Origin of the sequence: Shewanella canadensis (genome assembly GCF_003966225.1) — a bacterium.
Taxonomy (GTDB): domain Bacteria; phylum Pseudomonadota; class Gammaproteobacteria; order Enterobacterales; family Shewanellaceae; genus Shewanella; species Shewanella canadensis.
This window is the reverse complement of record NZ_RXNU01000050.1, coordinates 1-1,420: the sequence shown is the minus strand read 5'-3', so window position 1 is coordinate 1,420 and position 1,420 is coordinate 1. Positions and strand designations below refer to the sequence as shown.

The 1,420-nt window shown below is 47.7% G+C and carries 1 protein-coding gene; it reads right to left on the bottom strand.

Translation table 11 applies throughout. The features are described 5' to 3' along the window. Nucleotides 1–123: 123 nt before the first annotated feature. Nucleotides 124–1,420, bottom strand: a 1,297-nt coding sequence (locus tag EKG38_RS25555) for an RNase H-like domain-containing protein (protein ID WP_148103764.1), incomplete at its 5' end; no start/stop codon positions are given.

The window sequence follows — 1,420 nt, the reverse complement described above, 5'->3', positions numbered from 1 at the left end:
CGTCTGAGGCATAGACAGTGCTAAGTCTTCAGCCACAGGTACCGCAGATGAGAGCAGTTCAACGCCCATCCTTGGTGTGAACAACTTAGTGACTTGAAATGGTGCCATGCCGAGCGAGTCCTGTCACTTATTGTTGTAACTAAATTGCGCCAGCGCAAGCCAGTCAGACCAGTCTGTCTGCTTCTCAGCTATAAATAGTCTGAGGTACTGCTGAAGCTCCTGGTTCAGCCGTTCGGTTTGCCCGTCCGTTTGCGGGTGGAATGCGGTGGAGAGCTTAAGCTCGATCCCTAATAGTTTAGCTAGTTCGCGCATGACTTGCGAGGCGAACTGCGGACCTCGGTCCGATATGATAGAACGTGGGAGACCCTGGTTCTTCCACACATGTGATAGATAAAGACATGCTGTTCCTAATGCAGTCACAGCCTTTGTAGTTGGAATAAATACTGCTTCTTTTGAGAAGTGATCTATAACCACGAGGACAGTGTCGTAACCGTCCGAAAGTGGTAAGTCTGTAATGAAATCTGCCGATATGTCTTGCCATGGACCAGATGGGATCGGCAGGGGTTGTAACATGCCAGCTGGGGCATTGTGGGAACCTTTCATGCATGCACATTGATCGCAGCATGAAACATATTCCTTGACTTGTGTGGCTAAACCTGGCCACCAATAGTTACGTTGCACCAGTTCCTGAGTCTTTGATTGACCAGGATGTCCGGCGATAGGGTTATCGTGGTGCAGGGTAATAATATCCTGGCGAAGCGTAGCGTCGCCTGGTACGTAAATACGGCCATCTCGCTTGTAGAGGCCATCTTCTAAAGTCCAATTTTGTCCGAGATCTAGATCAGAAGAATGAGATTGGATCCTGTCCAGTATCTGTCCTTCTTCGGCTTCCACAACAACGTGTTGGGCCCTGATCCATTCTGGTTTAATTAGTGTAACGCCTGAGTTGTCAGACTCAATGCCTTTGGCATGGTCGACTTTCCTGGATAAGGCATCTGCCTTTGTCATGCTTGTGTCCAGTTTGTGTATCAAGGTAAAGTTGAATCGGGAGAGGTAGAGAGCCCATCTCACCTGTCTCCGATTGAGATCTTGTGATAACATGAAATAATTAAGGTTCTTGTGGTCAGACCAAATTTCAAATTTGTGCCGAGCACCTTCTAGATAGTGTCGCCATGTTTCTAATGCACGGATGATGGCTAGCATTTCCTTGTCGGCAACCTGATAATTATGTTCTTGCACTGATAGAGCATGGGAAGAGAAGGCTACAGGCCTGTAGTCTCCATCAGGGCATTTGATAGATAGTACGGCGCCCGTTGCATAATCTGATGCATCGGTTTCTAGCCAGAATTCTGCGTCTATATTGGGATATACGAGAATGGGTGCCGTGGTAGAATGTTGCTTTAGCGTGTCAAACGCTTCT